The organism is Pseudoalteromonas sp. SG43-6 (assembly GCF_014164365.1).
Lineage (GTDB): Bacteria > Pseudomonadota > Gammaproteobacteria > Enterobacterales > Alteromonadaceae > Pseudoalteromonas > Pseudoalteromonas rhizosphaerae.
In genome coordinates this window covers 24,129-41,348 of sequence record NZ_JACJEZ010000022.1, presented here as the reverse complement: position 1 = coordinate 41,348, position 17,220 = coordinate 24,129, and the positions used below count along the sequence as shown (strand labels likewise).

The 17,220-nt window shown below is 41.9% G+C and carries 9 protein-coding genes; 1 reads left to right on the top strand and 8 read right to left on the bottom strand.

Annotated features, from left to right (window positions below; translation table 11 throughout):
• Positions 1 to 17 precede the first annotated feature (17 nt).
• The 7 genes from H5201_RS11035 to H5201_RS11005 all read right to left on the bottom strand — a co-directional run bounded on the left by H5201_RS11035 (position 18) and on the right by H5201_RS11005 (position 13,785).
• Positions 18 to 1,127 (bottom strand): VWA domain-containing protein, encoded by a 1,110-nt coding sequence (locus tag H5201_RS11035; protein WP_182717219.1) that lies wholly within the window; start codon positions 1,125 to 1,127, stop codon positions 18 to 20.
• The gene (locus H5201_RS11030) at positions 1,112 to 3,343 is read right to left on the bottom strand and encodes a DUF5682 family protein (RefSeq protein WP_182784599.1); all 2,232 of its coding nucleotides are present in this window, start codon (positions 3,341 to 3,343) and stop codon (positions 1,112 to 1,114) included. Before H5201_RS11030 ends, H5201_RS11035 begins: the two co-directional genes overlap by 16 nt.
• Positions 3,331 to 4,386 (bottom strand): AAA family ATPase, encoded by a 1,056-nt coding sequence (locus H5201_RS11025; protein ID WP_182784597.1) that lies wholly within the window; start codon positions 4,384 to 4,386, stop codon positions 3,331 to 3,333. The genes H5201_RS11030 and H5201_RS11025 overlap by 13 nt, the downstream gene beginning before the upstream one ends.
• Before the next feature lie 84 nt (positions 4,387 to 4,470).
• Positions 4,471 to 8,199 carry a DUF4132 domain-containing protein gene (locus H5201_RS11020; protein WP_182784595.1) on the bottom strand — a complete coding sequence of 1,243 codons (3,729 nt, stop codon included), beginning with the start codon at positions 8,197 to 8,199 and terminating at the stop codon, positions 4,471 to 4,473.
• Positions 8,200 to 8,280: 81 nt separating this feature from the next.
• Entirely contained in the window at positions 8,281 to 12,000 is a 3,720-nt protein-coding gene (locus tag H5201_RS11015; protein WP_182784593.1) for a DUF4132 domain-containing protein, read from the bottom strand.
• A gap of 256 nt (positions 12,001 to 12,256) precedes the next feature.
• On the bottom strand, positions 12,257 to 13,234 hold the full coding sequence (gene hemB / locus H5201_RS11010; RefSeq protein ID WP_182717214.1) for a porphobilinogen synthase: 978 nt from the start codon (positions 13,232 to 13,234) through the stop codon (positions 12,257 to 12,259).
• 254 nt (positions 13,235 to 13,488) lie between these two features.
• Complete coding sequence (locus H5201_RS11005; RefSeq protein ID WP_182717213.1) at positions 13,489 to 13,785, bottom strand: DUF4144 family protein; 297 nt, start codon at positions 13,783 to 13,785, stop codon at positions 13,489 to 13,491.
• A 79-nt stretch (positions 13,786 to 13,864) separates the two neighbouring features.
• On the opposite strand from H5201_RS11005, the gene H5201_RS11000 reads away from it, so the two are divergent.
• Positions 13,865 to 16,381: an EAL domain-containing protein gene (locus H5201_RS11000; protein WP_182784591.1), complete on the top strand. Its 2,517-nt coding sequence runs from the start codon at positions 13,865 to 13,867 to the stop codon at positions 16,379 to 16,381.
• On the opposite strand, the gene H5201_RS10995 is transcribed toward H5201_RS11000, so the two are convergent.
• Positions 16,360 to 17,169: a DUF2797 domain-containing protein gene (locus H5201_RS10995; protein WP_149983115.1), complete on the bottom strand. Its 810-nt coding sequence runs from the start codon at positions 17,167 to 17,169 to the stop codon at positions 16,360 to 16,362. The two genes, H5201_RS11000 and H5201_RS10995, sit on opposite strands and share 22 nt — an antisense overlap.
• Between the last annotated feature and the right edge of the window lie 51 nt (positions 17,170 to 17,220).

Below are 17,220 nucleotides of genomic sequence, written 5' to 3'. Positions count from 1 at the left end.
TTTTATGCTCATGCTGCTCATTTTTGTAATCCCATCGTGGATGCTAGCCAACTTGCAAAGTGGTCAGGCGTTAATGAAGCAATCTGCATTTTCATACGGCTAAGTTTGGCTGTTGCGTTAGTATCATAAAAAGGCATTGATTCTGGGCTCAATGCGGTCATGCCTAACATTGTCACCCCACTATCAATAAGATGCTGAGCTTGTTGAAACATTGCTTGCTCAGGGCCACCTTCACAAAAATCAGACACGGTAGCAATAATGGTACGCGAAGGAGTCTCGATTAGCTGCTCACAGTATTGCCATGCTTTAGCAATTAAAGTGCCACCACCAAGTTGAGTCGAGAGCAATACTTTTACGGGATCATCAGCTTGCTCGGAAAGATCAACAACTTGTGTATCAAACACCACCAGCGAGAGTTTTATACAGGGGAGTTGTTTTAAAATACCAGCGATCACCGCTGAATACACCATAGAACTGGACATAGAGCCTGATTGGTCGATACATAAAACAACGTGCCAAGGCAATTGTGGTTGCTGGCGAGCATGAAAGTAAATGCGCTCAAATAGCACGCGTTTGCCATCAAAGTGTTTAAGGTTCTTGCGAATACTTGTTTGCCAATCTAAGTTAGCAAGTCGTTTTTGTGGACTGTGCGCTTGGCGATTTAGCTTACCATTGAGCTTGTTATTAAACAGTGGTCGTAATTGCTTTAGCAAATCCTCTACTACAGTTGTAATGATTTGTTGCACTTGCTGCTGTAATTTAGGGTTGGTATGCGCTGAAATACTCATTAATTGCTTTAACAACCCCATAGAGGGTGAAATATTTTGTAGTACTCGTGGTTCTTCTAATAGCTGCTTAAGATTAAAGCGCTCTAATGCTTGATGTTGCAAGGTGTCATTAACACTTTTAGGAAACAGCTTTTCAGCGTTATCGAGCCACTGTACTACCGATGGCTGGCTTGCTTCTAAGCCCCCCGATATTTGAAAACCTCGCTCTTTTAAACCCTGTTGATAAAGTTGCTCAAGGACTTGGTCTTGTTGATTTTGCTCACTTGATAAACTGGTATCGAGTGATTCAGCATAGCGCCCTAATACTAAACGCCAGCGCTGTTTTAGCGAGTAGTCCATGCACTTAATCCTTGTTCAAGCAGTTGCTGTTGTAATTGTTTATCTAATAACATTGCTTGGTTTACATCATGCTCGCTGATATCTTCATTGAGCCAATTTAATTGCTGTTGCCATTGATTAAGTGTACCGAGTTGCTGGCTAATACCATCAATTTCCCGTGCATCTTTATCGCAAAATAGCCCACGTAATTGTGGTAACTGCTCAACAAACTGCTCATCATCGAGTTGCTCAATACTGTGATTGAGTAATGACAATAGCCCGTTTTGATGATTGAGCCAATGGGGTACAACCGTCAGCAGTGTGCGCAAAATAGTGAAACGGTCGCCGCTATAGCGTTGTAGTTCATTTAATAAAGAGGCAGGGTCTAACTCATCTAAGTCTACAGCCAACGCTTTAAGCGCAAACCAAAGGGTAGGGGTGTGTTCATTGTGTTCTATTAGCCAGTGTAAACGCTCACGCCAAGGTTGTTTAAGTACATCCATTTGTTGGCGTGCAATAGCTTGTAATGACAACAGTACTTGTTGCGCTTCATCTTCAGGTAGTTGATTTAACGAGGGCAAGTGAAAGCTTAATTGACGCCACAACGGTGTAATTAATGCGTTGAGTTGCTGGTGGTAGTCATTAAAAAGCGGGTGCTTACTGGTGCGATATAACTTAATGAAGCTATCTGATAGTATTTTTATGGTACTGCAATCGTTTATTTCACGGGTTATTGCAACTGAGTTAAATTGATATTGCACGCCTAATTGAAGTGACAGTATTAATTTATCAAGCATTTGTGGCAAATCGCTTTCACTTTGTTGCGCCAAGCGATGCTGTACAACTGTTTTGAGAGTGCCGCCTAAAGTACTTAATTCAATTAATGCCACTTCTACTGAAGGGGTCCAATGGTAGCGCCAGCTCTCATGCTTTGCGGCTGTATGAATATTATAAAAGGCATGCATGCTTTGTTCGTATTGGCAAAAGCCGATGTCTAAAAATAGTAATTGGCTCAATAGTTGGCGGCGCTGGCGTTGCCGCTCGGTTAATTCATATAAAGAAAAATGGCTACGATTAACTGTACCAATTGTCAGCTGTACATGTTTGCAATGGGCTAATACATCGTCGACTAATGGCAAATTACGTTGATTTGCTGGTAGTTGTCCCATGTTTTCGCCACGCAACAGCTGCTGCCAAGGTCGATAGTCGCGCGAGCTACTTTGTTGTTTAAACTGGCAACTTCCTAAAGAATCGAGTAGATCATAGCAACCAGCGCGCACAATTCCCCGCAACTGACAGAGCTGACTTAAGTGCTCAAAAACATTTTGTTTAGCTATAAGCGTTAACTTAGGCATTTGTGCTAATAAATACAGTAGCCAATCACTGGCTGATAATGAACGTTGTTCAAACAGCCAACGGCAAAACGCAGGGTAGGGCATTCCCGCTTGGTAGCCTTGATGAGCATCAAGTAAAGAATCGCTGTAACGGATCACAAAACTATCCTCAGTACTTTTACGAATAGAAGTTGATTCTTGCTCGTAATCAAACAGTGCACTGGTATGGAAACCGCCGGTCATTACCGCGATGCGTTGATAATCATGACTAGCTGTGCGAATGCAGGCACGCATTTGTTTCTCGCGGTCTAGATCGCCTAGTTGCTGCAAACTTTTTTGATCATAATAAAGGCGGCTAGCAGCACAAAATAGTAATACTTGCTCAAAAAAATCATTCGCACTTTCAAAATTTTGTAGCTCAAATAAGCGCAGCCAAAGCTCATCGGCATCACGGCAACCCATGGTTTGTTGTAGCTGACGACTATAGCTTGAGCTTAAAATACGGGCATCGCTGTAGCGATCAAGTGGTTCTTCTTGCTGCTCGTCAGTGCTGTCTAAGTCAATAAATTGTACTGGCACGTGGTTGTCGCCAGCCCAGCGCAGTGCTTGCCACTCAGGGCTATTTTCAGCGAAAGGAAAATAGCTTTGCTGTTGATAAACTGCAATCGGTGGCACCACATGCTTGTTTTGCAATAGGCCAAGGTGTTGCCCAAAACTGTGCGGTGCTTCAATCAATACAACATCTGGTTGCCAAGCGTTTAATTGAGCTAAAGCAAAATGCGCACAAGCAGGGCTGTGATGACGCACAGGTAACCAACGTACTTTTTCATCATGTAAATAACGTTGGCTGAGCTTTGCTAATGCTTGGCTAAAGCCGTTGTTATCTGGTGTTATTTCATCCACAACGCTTTACCTGCATCAAAAAAAGCACGCCACTCTTTGCGTTCACGTACAACAGCATCAAGATAGTGAGCCAATTTTTTAATGTCATCGGGTTTATCTTTAATCAAGATGCCGTGCATCTGTTGTACTAACTGCTCAGCACTCATGGGTTGATGCCAATAGAGGCTATGTAAGGCACAAGAATGCACAATATTGACCGCTTCGGCAGTTGATAAAGTAGCATCTAAAGATTGTGCACCAAGGTTGTTACGCAAGTCATGAAATACCTGTACTAATAACTGTACTAACTCTTCATTAATTTGTGGTTGCTGTGCTTCGTTAATAAAGCGGGCATTGACCTGAGATAAAATAAGCTCTTGCTCTAGTTTTACATCATTAAGTACTGGCACTGTTTCAAAATTAAAGCGACGTTTAAGGGCGCTCGACATCTCATTTACGCCGCGATCGAGTAAGTTGGCGGTGGCAATTACATTAAATCCCGGTTTGGCTTGAATGGCGATCCCCAGCTCTGGGATGGTGAGTGTTTTTTCCGACATTAAGGAAATAAGCACATCTTGGATTTCCTGCGGGCAGCGAGTGATCTCTTCAATACGAACTAATTTACCTTGCTCCATAGCAGTATAAATAGGACTTTTTAGTAGCGCATCAAAGCTTGGGCCATTGGCTAGCAGCATGGCAAAATTCCAACTATATTTAACTTGCTCCTCAGTCGTCCCCGCAGTACCTTGGATCAATAACTCGCTGGTGCCACTTATCGCCGCCGCGAGTAGCTCTGACAACATTGATTTTGCAGTACCTGGTTCGCCAACCATCATCAGGCCATTGTTGCCCATTAGGCTGACAATCGCACGTTCAACAAGTGCATCATCACCATAATATTTACGGCTGATATTGTGCTGTTTATCGCCACAAATAAAGCGTTTTACGGCACTTGCTGAAAGCTGCCAGCCGCTCGGGCGAGCACCACTATCAGTGGCAATGAGCTGTGCTAATTCAACTTGATAGCGTTGTTCGGCGCGAGCACGAATAATCTGTTCATTCATTAGGTACGTCCTTTACTACAGTTCTGACTGTATATAGCGTTCTTTGCCAGAGTCAGGGCAAACAACGAAGTATAAATAACTTTGTTACCACGGTAATTTTGATAGCCAATTAGGATCTGCATGGCATTTTTTTGCAACATGTTGATAATCCAGTGCGATAGCGTTGAGTAGATTTGCTGGCGCTTGCGCAAGTGGTATCGTTTTATAGCGATTACGCGTGCGAGAACCTTGAATTTGCTGCAATATTTTGCAGCCATAAATGGCAACGGGTTCATTTTCCTCTGGTAAATAGTTACCACTAAACTCAAATTGAATGCGAAGTCCTACCTGCTCAAATGATTTTTCGTAGTAATTAAAAAACGCCCCATCTTCTGTTTCACCGCGTTGATAACCGAGTTTGGTGAGTAAACCGCGCAGAGTAAAAGCATCACTCATAAGGCCCAAATGATGCTCCAATGAAATTTGCTTAGGTGTAACACTAATATCAGCGGATTTGAGCTGCTCAAAAAGTGGCTTTATTTTGTAATCTTTTAAGTGTAGCTGCCATGCTTTAAGGGCGGCTTTATCAAGCTGATTAGCACTGAGCAAACGGATACTTGCACCCGATGTTAGCGTAACCTCTTCATCATTTACATCGACTAAACTACCATCTTCAGTCGGGCGAAAGGTATGCCAATCATTATCAAGTTGTACTTGCCATAAGGTGCGTTGTAGTAAGCGAAACATCACCGGATGTTGGTGTAAATATTCATGCCACTCATCAACAGGCCAGTGACGCTCGGTGATCATGGCAGCATATAGGCGGGCATGTTGTTGTTCAATCACTTGCTTTAGCTCTTTTTTACAACCACTAAACCATTTTTTAGTTTGGTTGATCTGCTCTTCGCTATCCTCTTTGCGTGGTTGTGGCAGCGATTTAATCACCTTGCCTTCTTCGTTTAGTAATTGCAGCTTAAGTGAGTCGCTCAGTTGCAGTTGTAAAGCGCGATTGCCAAAGCTAAACGGTGTTGGATCTTGTATATGCTCTAAGCCCGCGGTTTGGATGGTGCGATCTGCCAATTCATCAGTCGTCCAGCTGTTACGCTTTGCAATTTGGCCAACTAACTCGCGCGCCAACGCTTGTATTGATTGGGTACGATGTTGGCGGGCTATCGACAGCATAAATTGAATAATCACCGTATCGTTAATGTGGGCAAGAGCGCTGATCATCGCCTCTATTTGTGTACGGCGCAGATAGTGTTTTTTCATATACGGCTGGATCAGTGCTAGCAACGCTTGGGGATTACCACCATTGATTAATGCCAGTAAGCCTTTTTCTTTAATAGCCGAGCCATGCAATTGAGATTTATATAAGTTGTAACATGCATTGTAAGCATCGAGTAATGTGCGTGTAGCGTATTCTTGGCCCCAATCATATTGCGCTAAATCTTGGTACCTGTTGTACTCGCGTTGCTTATTCGCTTGCGCATAGTCATGCGCCTGTTGATCAGAAGGGGCAAGCGTATCTTGACTTATAAAAGCTGATAATAAAAAGTGGCCTAGGCGAGCCTGACTGTCATCATCGAGTAGTGATAAATATAACCTTAATAGGTTGCTCCCTTGGGGTTGTTTAAGCTTTACGGCTAACACACACCACCAATAGATAATGCTTGGCTCCACAGGGTCGCCATGACGAAAGTGGCAGGTGGGTAACATCGCTTGTTGTAGCCAGGCCATATGTTTAGGGGCTGCTTTTTTGAGCCCTGTAGCTGCTTCTTCAGCTAAAATAGCGGGGGTGATGAAATAGCTAATATCACCGCCGCATTGTTGTAGCGCATCCAATAATTGGTTACGAGTAGTGGTATCTTTTTCTGTGGTGATCGCGTCTTGCAGTGCGGGCTTCGCATCAGGGTGTTGCAGGTGAGTTAACCACTGTGCAGTGAGGCTGCGGGTTTCTTTATTGCTTGATGCTAAACCTGTCGTTATTTTTTCAATGAGCAATTCATGCTGCTGCACGGCGTATTGCGCTAACTTGCGCACTTGTTTGCGATTATCAAAGGCGAGTTGATATATGCGTTCGAGCCAATAGGGGGGTATCGCTGGAAAATCAGCTAATAAAGCCAAGGCTTGTTCAGTAATGCGCGTGCTATCGATACGATCATTGAGAAGTGACTCAATGATCCATGAGTCGGTACTTGAACTAAATGTTGCGCTGCTCAGTTGGCCATCAAGTGCTAGCGTCATCGTTTGTGGATAGTGCGCAAATAGCGGCCATATTTCAAATGACTCTAAAGCTATCGGGAGGCTGCCACTAGGTTCATGTCTAATATCAAGGATGTAATTAGTTAAATCGCTAGGGCTAATACCAAAAGGGTGCAGTACTGGCTGTAACTGGCGTATATCTTTGATATCACGTTGGATCAATTTACTAGGGTGAGGCTCTTCGAGTACCGTTGAAAGCCCATAAAATAAACCAGTAGCTAATAGGAAAAAGTGCACTAGTTGAGCATCACTTTGGTTCATCAGTTTAGCTTCGCCAATAATTTGGGCTGCGTATTTATTATCAACTAGCCTATAAATAATATCGTAGCCGGGCTGTGTTTGTATTTGGCGTTGCTGTAGTTGCGCAAGCGCTTGGGCAAGTTGTTCTGGCGTAAGTGAGCGCAGCCCTTGTAAGTCGTCACGATCAGATGCCAAACGTTGCTGCCTTTGGTGACAATTTTGCGGATAATCCAAAAGTGCTTGCTGCGCCGTTGCAATTTCTTGTTCCGCTTTGGCTATTTCAGTGCTTAACACTTGCTGGCAAACATCAAGCCAACGCTCTGGAAAATCATGGCTGATAGAAAGGGGGGGGAGGCTTGGCAGTGGCCAATCAAAATACTGACTTTTTTGTATCAGCTGATATTCATGCTGTGCTTGTGTGATCTGTTGCTGCAACACGTTACTTTTTGTTTCACTTAGCCATTGAGTTAAAAGTGGTTGCGCTGCATCATAACGGCTAATAAGCTTAATCCAATGGGCTTGGGTGGTGGTGTTAGCACTTTGATAGTGTTTTTTAAGGTAGTTGACCCACATTGCTGTATCAAGGCGTGTGAAGGCAAGCGCCGCCGCCTGACGTACTTTGTTGGTGGAATCATCCGCTAATGTCATTACTAGCGGTAGTAAGGTGTTGGGTAGTTCACAGTACTTTGTCAGTTGACAACAGAAAATGTAACGACCTTCGCTATGAAGTTGTTGTAGCTGTTGGTCGAAATCAGGCTTGTTGCTGACACTTAGCCAGTTGGTATGTGCGAGTAAATATTGGGCATACTCTGCTGGAACATACTTGTTATTACGCTCTAATATAAAAGCATCAATATACCAGCTAGGTAATTGATATACTCTTAATAATTCCAGCAGTGTGTGTCGATTGGGTAATTGCTCTACAGATGACGCTGTATGCGTTTTAAATTGTCTGTTCAGGAAGTTTAGAAGATAGGCAAACCAGTTATCAAAGCTCGAAAGTACATGGCTAAACGCATCAAAATAGGGCTCGTTAAAACAAGCAACGACTAAACCTAAGCGATGCAAAAAGTCCAGTTGCTGGCTTTGAGTAGACATGAGTACTTGCCACATCGCTTCTGCTGCTTCCCAGTCATAGCAACCAGGTGCCTGTTTACTTTTTGTATCGGGAAGCTGTGCTAAAGTAGTTAAACAACGGGGATTTCCCCCATGTAATAAGTAATGTGTAACGTTATGAGCGAGACCTGATTCTGCTATTTCATAGCCTTTACAGGCAAGAGTTAATAGTTCAGCAATGTCTGTGTTCGGAGGCGTGTTTAACGTATTAAGCATAAAACGTCCTTGCTAGATAGATCATCTTGATTTCTAAACGCTGGCCATCGTTAATGTGGCCAGCATTTACTGTTATAGCGGCTAATTAAAAGGTAGCTTTTGCTGCCACAGTGGATCTGCATGACACTTTTTCGCCACCTCTTCGTAATCCAAGGCGATAGCGTTACGCAGATTAGCAGGGACTTGAGTAAGCGGTAATGCATCATAGCGGTTCCAGCCACGTGCTTTTGGATTAAATTGCCATACTGTGATGCTATAAATAGCTGCAGAAACATTCTCTTCGGGGACACAGTTACCACTGAAGTCAAATTGAACTCTAAGTCCTAATTGATCAAACAGTTTATAGTAATGATCAAAAAATCCTGCGTCTTCAGGGTCGCCTTGCTTGTAGTCTTTTTTGGTCAATAAGCTGCGTAGTGTGAAGGTATCAGTCATCAAGCCTTTATGATGATCCAATGCTAACTGTTCTGCAGTTATATTTACTTCAAGCGACTTGAGTTGCTCAAACAGCGGTTTAATTTTGTAATCTTTTAAGTGGGCCTGCCAAGCTTGGCTTGCTTCACTATTGAGTTGATTACCACTTAGCAAGCGGATAGTGGCCTGGGCTGGTAATTCAATTTCATCATCTTCTGTATCAATGAGTGCGCCATCTTCTGTGGGGCGAAAACTGTGCCAACCATCATCAAGCTGTACTTGCCAAAGCGTACGTTGCAGTAAACGAAACATGATAGGATGCTGATGTAAATATTCTTGCCAGTCGCTTGCAGGCCAATGACGCTCAGTAACCATAGACTCATATAGACGACTAGTTTGTTGCGTTATTACCTGTTTTAGCTCTTTTTTACAGCTGCTAAACCATTTTTTAGTTTCGCTGATGGCTGCATCGTCATCATCTTTACGCGCTTGCGGCAGTGACTTAAGCACCTTGCCTTCTTCGTTGAGTAGTTGAAATTTAAGATCATCGCTTAGCTGGAGTTGCAGCGTACGCTGACCTAAATTAAAAGGTGTTGGCCCTTGCGTGTTTTCAAAGCCTGCAGTTTGAATAGTACGATCGCCTAGTTCATCGGTCGTCCAGCCGTTTCGCTGGGCAATTTTATCAACTAACTGACGTGTTAACTCTTGGATTGATTTGGTGCGGTAACGTCGCGATAACGACAGCATAAATTGAATAATTATCGGATCATTAATATTGGCGATAGCACTCAATATTGCTTCAATCTGCGCACGACGTACATAATACTGCTTCATGTAGGGTTGTAGTAGGGCTAAAAGCTCATTCGGTTTACCGCCAATAATTAAGGCGAGCAAACCTTTTTCTTTAATAGCACTACCTAATAGCTCTGACTTTTTCTGTTTGTAACACGCATTATATGCATCTTCCAAAGTATGCGTTTTGTACTGTTTCCCCCATTCACTTTGAGCCCAACGTTGATACATATCAAATTCTTGCTGCTTATGAGCTTGGGCGTATTCATGCGCTTGTTGCTCGGTGGGGCAAAGTGTATCTTGGGTGATAAATGCTGATAATAAACAGTGAGCGAGTTGTGCTTGGCTATTATCATCAAGCAGTGATAAATACAAATGTAGCAAGTTACTGCCTTCAGGCTGTTTTAGTTTAACGGCGAGCACACACCACCAATAAATAATATCAGTGTCGACTGCTTCACCATTAACAAATTTACAGCTAGGTAGCCTATCTCGTTGCAGCCAAAGCATATTTTTAGGCACTGCTTTTTGAAGCCCTGCTGCTGCTTCTTCAGCCAATGCGGTTGGTGAGGTAAATTCACTAATATCGCCGCCACATTGCTGCAAGGCATCTAACATTTGCGCACGAATTGCGGTATCTTTTTCTTTTCTAATTGCTTGTTGTAGTGCTGGTTGGGCATCACTGAGCGCCAGTGTTTGCAGCCATTTTGCTGCAATACTGCGAGTATCATTGCCGCTTGATAGTAATTCTTTGCTGACTCGCTCAACAACGATGCCATGCTTTTGTGCGGTCGCTTGTGCCGTGAAGCGCACTGATTTTCGACTATCAAACGCTAATTGATAGATGCGTTGTAACCAATGGGGAGGAAGTTTAGGAAAATCAGCTAATAAAGCCAGTGTCTGGTTGATAACCATATAGTTATCATAGTTATCCTTGGAGTCGAGGCGATCGATAATCGTTGGCTTTGTGTCATCTCCTTGCTGGATGAGCTTTGTGTATAGGCCATCAAGTGCGTAATCTATTGTTTCTGGGTACTCGGCGAATAAGGGCCACACATCAATTGATTCTAACGCCAATGGGCGAGTACCCAACTCTTCACCATGGGAACTTACAAGTATGTTCGTTAAGTCACAAACGCTAAAATTAAATTCTGCTAGTAAAGGCAGTAATTGGCGAACATCGCTAAGATTCTCTTGCAGTAATTTGCTCGTATTGGCTGCATTTAACAGATTATTAATGTGCCATCTGCCAATTTTCTGCAGTTGAAAAAAATGTGCTATTGCAATGTTTGGCTGTTTGAGTAATTTAGCTTCATCGATAATGTCATAAAAGATGTCATTACCAAGCTTTTGACCTTGTTCTAGAGCGTTTAAAGCTTGAACAACATCATCTTTAGTGATCGTTTTATATACCGCAAGCTCTTCTTTTTCACGCTCTATCGCCTTTGCCCAGTAGCTGCCGGGTGCTTCGGGCTTGCTGTTTTTTATATATCGTTCAGAACGCGCAATTAGCTTTTCTAAGCTGTGCATGCAGTCTTCAACCCAATGCGCTGGAAACTCACCGTGAAAGTTCACGTTTGTGTATGCAGGCAACTGCCAATCAAAGTTGTCGCTTTGCTGCTTTAACTGATATTGCTCAATGGCGAGTGTAAGTTTAGTGTGTACTGATGCTGTTTTTTCAGTGGCTTGCCATGTTTCAAGTAATGTTAATGCATTACTACACTCAACCACACTGCTTATCCAGTGAGTTCGTGTGCTTGCATTAGCCTTTTCATAATGTTCAGAGAAAAACTCAAGGCATTGTGCATCATCGATTTTACGGATCACACTGTTCGCTGACAGACGTACTTGATTGGACTTATCAGCGCTAAGCTGTGCTAAAAACGGTAATAACGAAGTTGGAATTACCGGCTGCTTAAGTAGAAACTGGCAAAGCGTATTACGACCGCTGGCGTCGATTTTTTGTAGTTGTTGGCATTTTTCAGGTGTTGAACAAATCGTTATCCAATCACTATTTGCTAGCAAATGATCTGGATAGATAAGGCCTCTTTGTGCATAGGAGCGCTCAAGAATATAGGCATCAATATACCATAGGGGTTGGTCATACGTTTCTAGCAGCGTAAGCAGTTCATCACGACTAGGGAATTGAGTTGCCTTGGTGTCATATTCAAAATCAGTGTGTTGGTTAAAATAAAACAGTAAGAAGGCAAACCAGCCTGTTAGTTTAGACTCCATATGATTTAAATAGTGATGCTTTGCAATCGCCTCTGTTACTAAACCTAAATGATGTAAAAAGTCGTTTTGATGGCCTGTAGCTGACTTTAAAACATGCTGCATGGCTACTAAAGAGCGTCTATCATACTCGCCATTATTATTTACCGAGTAGTGGCCTGGCAGTTGCGAATGGCGCGAATTAGGTAGTTGATTTAATATGTTAAGACAATCAGCTCCTTCTCCTGTTACTAAGTAATGAGCAACCTTAGCGGCTAAGCCTGTTTGCGTATGGTTATAGCCTTGGCAAGCAACTATTAATAAATCTTTGATGGTTATTTGTTTATCTTCACCGAAAAGCTTACTAGTAAATTTTTTGAACATAGTACTTCCTTGATTATTCAAAGTTGTGGTGATTATTGACTCTTTTTATCGGTTATCTATGAGCAATATTTGTAAAAACACAGCAAACATTACTTATCCCCACTCTATAAAACAAGACAAATTATGATTTACGAGATCAAGTTTTGTTTTTTAATTTTTGCGCATGTAACACGTTAAGATATTTACGTAGGTTTAAACTAAGCCAATATAGGGTTAGCGTGTTCTAAAATGTTACATGCCCAAAAAGTGACAACGGTTATTCTTTTAACCACTGTGCAACTTGTTTTGTATAATAACTCACTATTAAGTCAGCGCCTGCACGTTTGAAGCCGGTCAGTGTTTCAAATACCACTTTTTTTTCATCAAGGGCACCTGCTAAAGCTGCAAATTTAATAGCGGCATACTCACCACCAACTTGGTAGGCAGCTAAAGGTAAGTTTGTTTTCTCTCTCAAGCTGCTAAGGACATCAAGATAGGGCGTGCCTGGTTTCACCATTAGAATATCAGCGCCTTCTTGTTCATCAAGAAGGGCTTCTTGAAGCGCTTGACGAATATTTGCGTAATCCATTTGATAGCCTTTGCGATCACCGCTTAATTCACAATCAACAGCAGCTCTAAATGGACCATAGAAAGATGAAGCAAATTTAATGGCGTGAGCTAAAATGGCAACATGTTCAAACCCTGCATTATCAAGGCCTTCTCGAATAGCTTTAACTTGACCATCCATCATCGCAGATGGGGCTAGCATATCGGCACCTGCTTTTGCTGCGCACACACTCTGCTTTACAAGATTAGCAACAGTTTCGTCGTTACAAACTTGATTATCTTCAACAACGCCACAGTGTCCATGATCTGTATATTCACAAAAACAAATGTCGGGTATTACCATCATCTCGGGGCATGTTTGTTTGATTGTTTTAATCATACGTGCCAGTAAACCATCATCGTGCCATGTATCACTGCCAACACTGTCTTTATGATGCGATATGCCAAAAGGCATAACATACTGAATTCCTAATCTATGCAGTTCAGTAATTTCTTGGGCTAATGCATGTTCAGGAATGCGCTGTATACCAGGCATAGTGGATATTTCTAGACTTTCAGTTAACGACTCTTCGATAAAAATAGGATGGATAAGATCGCCAATATTAAAATCAAATTCGCGTACTAACTGTCGCATTGCGTCACTGTGGCGAAGCCTGCGCATGCGTCTTGATAAATTAGGTGTACTCATTGCTATATGCCTTACTGAGCTGAGTATAACGAGATGTTTATAATATCATTTTTATCACTGTAAACGATATGCGTTAAATCAATATTAAAGGCGTGTTCATGATAGTAAGCTTTTTCTTTATTTGTAATAAATAAACTGTAATTACTAGGTTACCGGTGTAGAAGTCGCTGGTGGGGTTTGCTGTTCTTTATTGTTATCGCTGCCACCACAGGCGACTAAACTCATGGATAAAACGGCTGATGCAACTAAACGTGCTATTTTATTCCTAATAGATCAAATGCTTGGGAAGCTGTTAGGCTGGTTATTTTAGTTAAGCAGCAGTGTCCTTCTTGTGCTAAGTGCTGCGTTACTCTGCGAGCTAACTCTATGTTAGTCAGCGGTGTTGCAAGGTTAAATGCTAAATCAAAATATTCGCCTTGTTTATTCAATATCACACAGTGTTGCTGTTGTTCAGCGGTTAAACTGTGTAGATAGTCATTTAAATCCCGTTGTTCATTAATAATTTCTAGCTCGTTGTCACTACATATCAAGTAAGGGAAGTAAGTATGCATGTATTTATTGTCCTGTATCAAATAGCGCGAGCAATATAATAATATAATTATAGTTCGTATTATACTAAGGACGAATATTATGAAACAAACTCGCCACCCTCAACAGGTATCAGATATCTTTTCAAGGAAATTAGTATGTTGTTCCACCGATACCTCTTTAGTTGATGCTGTACGGTTGATGCAGGTTCATAATATAAGTGCAATTTTTATAAAAAAACGGCAAGAAATCGTTGGTATTTGGACTGAAGCAGATTGCATTAAACTAGATTTTACTGACAGCAACCTTAAACATATTGAAATTCAAAGCGTAATGAGTAGCCCGGTATTGAAAATCTCCTGTCAGCAATTACTGTGTGATGCCGCGCTTATTTTTTATCAACACAGTGTTCGTCATTTATTAGTTGTGGATGATGATGAGCTACCATGCGGCGTTATTAGTATTAGTGATATTGTACGTAATCAAGGGCTTGATCACTATTTACAATTTAGACCAATCAAAGAGCAATATCATAAAGATGTATTAGTGGTACCTAGTTATTTGACGCTCAGTGAAGGCGTTGAAATGATGCGCGAGCGAACCGCCCAAGTTATTTTAGTGTATAACCAGCAGCAAGACGAACATGGCATTATCACCCAGCGAGATTTACTGCATTTGATCGTCGAACCCGATAGTAATGCGTCATGTTGGAGTTTTGCAAGTCGGCCCTTGTATCGGGTAAGCTCAAAAAGCAGTTTATTCGATGCATATCGGTTAATGTCTACTAACAATGTACGCCATTTAGTGGTCAGTGACGATTTGGAGATTAAAGGGGTGCTCGCCATTGAGCATCTTGTTAATGAAATAGAAAGCGCTTATTGCAGTGATCTTGAAAAAGTACTTGAACAACGTGATATGGATCTTCAGCATTCACAGCGTAATTTGTATCTCGCGAATAAAATAATTGATGCGTCACTTGATGGCATTATGATCACCCAACAAGATGGTGTGATCATGCAAGTTAATCCTGCTTTTACCGCCCTTACTGGCTATCAAGAATATGAAGTGGTCGGCAAACACCCTAGAATTCTAAGCTCCGGAAAGCACGGTAAAAATTTCTACGTAAAAATGTGGCAATCCATTACCCAAACTGGTGTGTGGCAAGGGGAAATATGCAATCGTAAAAAAAATGGTGATTTGTATGTTGAATGGCTAACTATTATTGCTATCCGCGAGCCAAATGATGATGAGCTAGTGTATGCGGCGATTTTTAGCGATATCACTGAACGTAAAACTGCAGAAGACAAAATCGTTCAGTTAGCTTATTTTGATGAGCTAACTGGCTTGCCTAATAGGCGCTTATTTAATGACAGGTTAACTATGGCATTAGCTGCTGCACATCGTAATAATGACATGTTAGCAGTGATGTTTATTGACCTAGATCGGTTTAAGGAAATCAATGATAGCTTAGGGCATAGCGCTGGGGATGAGTTATTAAAAATGGTGGCAATACGGCTGCAAAACGTATTATGTGAAGGTGATACTTTAGCACGTTTAGGTGGCGACGAATTTGTGGTGCTGTGCGAGATTGAAGACATTAGCGCTGTGATTAGTTTAGCCGATCAAATTTTAAATAACTTAAACACTCCTTTTCAGCTCGAAGGGCTTGAGGTAGGCGCGACAGCATCAATCGGTGCAGCGGTCTATCCTGATGATGGTCTCGATAGTGAAACTTTACTAAAACATGCTGATATTGCCATGTATCGCTCTAAAGAAGTGGGTAGAAACTCATTTCAGTTATTTAAAGCATCGATGAATGCACGCTCTTTAGAGCGCTTGGCGATGATGAGCCGGTTTCAATATGCGCTCGAAAATGATGAATTTGAACTATATTTTCAGCCTAAACAGTGTTTAAGAAGTAAAGCTATCAAAGGTGTTGAAGCACTCTTACGTTGGCAAGATCCCGCGCTTGGCATAATATCGCCTGCACAGTTTATTCCATTGGCGGAAGAACTCGGTCTAATTGTAAAGCTGGATCTCTGGGTGCTCAATAATGCAGGCATGCAATTGGCATTATGGCAACAACAAGGAATAACGGCTGGTCGGTTGGCAATTAATATCTCAGCTTGCCATCTTAGTCAGGGAAGTTTATCAAGTAACGTTGAAAAAATGCTCCAGCGCTATAATTTATCGGGAAATTGTCTTGAAATAGAGTTAACTGAAAGTAGTTTTATTAGCTCGTTTAGTCAGGCGAAAAGAGAGTTGTGGCAACTTAAAAAAATGGGCATACAGATTGCGCTAGATGACTTTGGTACCGGCTATTCGGCACTGAGTTACCTTACAAAATTACCCATAGATACATTAAAGATAGATGCCAGCTTTATTGCTAAAGTACCCGATGAATACGGTAATAGTGAGATTGTTGCCGCGATAGTGGCAATGGCGAATAGTCTTAATTTACAAGTTATCGCTGAAGGGGTTGAAAAGCTTGCCCAGTATAGTTACTTATTGGATTTAGGCTGCGATGTGATCCAAGGCTATTACTATTGCCGCCCGTTAACGCAGCGGCAATGGTTTGAATTTTATCAGCTGCAAAATCAACCTACGGTGATATCGTAAGAAGTAAATTTACGAATGTTGATAACGCCAGTATCAAAGATCAAGTACTGGCCTTTAATACCGTTTAAAATACCACTGACGACCGGTTCTTTATCAAAATTAAATGAACTGATTTTGGTTGGGTAGGTAGTAACTGGAAACTCTAATTCAACCACTTCTTCATCAAGTTGTTCTATCGCTGTAGCACCAAAGAGCTCTGCAAGTTCATTTAGTTTATCGGCAATTTGTGGAATAAGTTCTGCCGCAGCAGCTTTTAAATCAAGGACATCGCTTTGTCCTTTGAGCATATTACGCCAATTGGTTTTATCGGCAATAAATTGTGCTAAGGCAACTTCAACTAATCCTGATTGTAAGCGCGTTTGTACTTTGAATATTGGCAGTGCTTGCGTTGCACCTTGGTCAATCCAGCGGGTTGGAATTTGTGTATGACGGGTGATCCCCACTTTCAGCCCTGACGTGTTCGCAAGATAGACATAATGTGGGATCATACAGTTTTCTTCGCCCCACTGTGGCTCACGACAAGTACCTTGGTCAAAGTGACATGTTTCAGGTTTCATAATGCACATATCGCAGCTAGCAAGCTTACGCATACATACAAAACAATGACCTTGCGAGTAACTTTTTTTGGTTTTTTTACCGCAGCTAGAACATACAATAGCGCCATTAAAAGTCAGTGTAAGTTGCTTGCCAATATAGGCATTAAGATCGACCAACTCATCACCCACAGGCAAATGATACTGAATCGGTTGTGTTAGCGATGATTTTAATTTTTTGATAGTGCCTTGCATCTTTACGCCCCTAAAGATGTGAAAAAGAGGATTCTATCAGTAATCCTTAAA

Coding starts and splice junctions, on each gene's coding strand:
- H5201_RS11035 (WP_182717219.1), bottom strand. CDS start 1,127: ATGGACTACTCGCTAAAACAGCGCTGGCGTTTAGTATTAGGGCGCTAT.
- H5201_RS11025 (WP_182784597.1), bottom strand. CDS start 4,386: ATGAATGAACAGATTATTCGTGCTCGCGCCGAACAACGCTATCAAGTT.
- H5201_RS11020 (WP_182784595.1), bottom strand. CDS start 8,199: ATGCTTAATACGTTAAACACGCCTCCGAACACAGACATTGCTGAACTA.
- H5201_RS11015 (WP_182784593.1), bottom strand. CDS start 12,000: ATGTTCAAAAAATTTACTAGTAAGCTTTTCGGTGAAGATAAACAAATA.
- hemB (WP_182717214.1), bottom strand. CDS start 13,234: ATGAGTACACCTAATTTATCAAGACGCATGCGCAGGCTTCGCCACAGT.
- H5201_RS11005 (WP_182717213.1), bottom strand. CDS start 13,785: ATGCATACTTACTTCCCTTACTTGATATGTAGTGACAACGAGCTAGAA.
- H5201_RS11000 (WP_182784591.1), top strand. CDS start 13,865: ATGAAACAAACTCGCCACCCTCAACAGGTATCAGATATCTTTTCAAGG.
- H5201_RS10995 (WP_149983115.1), bottom strand. CDS start 17,169: ATGCAAGGCACTATCAAAAAATTAAAATCATCGCTAACACAACCGATT.